This window comes from Massilia sp. CT11-108 (assembly GCF_047302915.1).
Taxonomy (GTDB): Bacteria; Pseudomonadota; Gammaproteobacteria; order Burkholderiales; family Burkholderiaceae_D; genus Telluria; species Telluria orientalis.
Genome location: NZ_JBKYMO010001089.1, coordinates 1 through 743, shown reverse-complemented (window position 1 = coordinate 743; position 743 = coordinate 1). Strand labels below are relative to the sequence as shown.

The window sequence follows — 743 nt, the reverse complement described above, 5'->3', positions numbered from 1 at the left end:
ACCTGGCCACGCTGGACGTCTTCACGCTTGGTACCGCGCAGCAGCAGGCCGACGTTGTCGCCAGCTTGACCCTGGTCCAGCAGCTTGCGGAACATTTCCACGCCGGTGCAGGTCGTCTTGACCGTATCGACGATACCGACGATTTCGATCTCTTCGCCGACCTTGATGATGCCGCGCTCGACACGACCGGTCACCACGGTACCGCGGCCCGAGATCGAGAACACGTCTTCCACCGGCATCAGGAAGGCGCCGTCAACAGCACGTTCCGGGGTCGGGATGTAGGTGTCCAGGGCTTCAGCCAGGCGGATGATGCAGTCTTCGCCCATTTCGCCCTGCTGGCCTTCCAGCGCCATACGAGCCGAACCCTTGATGATCGGCAGGTCGTCGCCCGGGAACTCGTACTTCGAGAGCAGCTCGCGCACTTCCATTTCGACCAGTTCCAGCAGTTCCGCGTCGTCGACCAGGTCGCACTTGTTCAGGAACACGATGATGTACGGAACACCCACCTGGCGAGCCAGCAGGATGTGTTCGCGGGTCTGCGGCATCGGGCCGTCAGCAGCGGAGCACACCAGGATCGCGCCGTCCATCTGCGCTGCGCCGGTGATCATGTTCTTGATGTAGTCGGCGTGGCCCGGGCAGTCGACGTGTGCGTAGTGGCGGTTGGCCGTTTCGTACTCGACGTGCGCGGTGTTGATGGTGATGCCGCGTGCTTTTTCTTCCGGAGCCGCGTCGATCTGGTCGTA

Annotated in this window: 1 protein-coding gene; it reads right to left on the bottom strand. The window is 62.6% G+C overall.

Features of this window, described 5'->3' with window-relative positions; genetic code table 11:
- Positions 1-743: elongation factor Tu (locus ACEN88_RS33320; RefSeq protein ID WP_413346603.1), on the bottom strand; the 743-nt coding region annotated here is incomplete at both ends.